General features: G+C 59.3%; 1 protein-coding gene. It reads left to right on the forward strand.

From position 1 onward, the window contains the following. The coding region (locus ACTHTG_RS11245) for an FUSC family membrane protein (RefSeq protein ID WP_440362654.1) at positions 1-248 on the forward strand (248 nt) is incomplete at both ends.

Genomic DNA, 248 nt, shown 5'->3' on the forward strand with positions numbered 1-248 from the left:
CATCAGCTCCGCCCACGTCGATTACAGCGAAATGGCCGAACAGCTCAAAAATACCGACCTCATCTTCCGCATCCGCCGCCTGCTCGAAATGCAAGGCCAGGCGTGCCGCAACGTGGCCTCCTCCCTGCGCAACAACAAACCCTACGCATACAGCAAACGCCTCGGCCGCGCCATGGAAGGCTGCCGCCAATCCCTCAGCCATTTTGCCGAGACTCATGCCGACAATGCCAACCTCCACAATATCCGAC

It is taken from the genome of Neisseria sp. P0017.S009, assembly GCF_051957375.1.
GTDB lineage: Bacteria > Pseudomonadota > Gammaproteobacteria > Burkholderiales > Neisseriaceae > Neisseria > Neisseria perflava.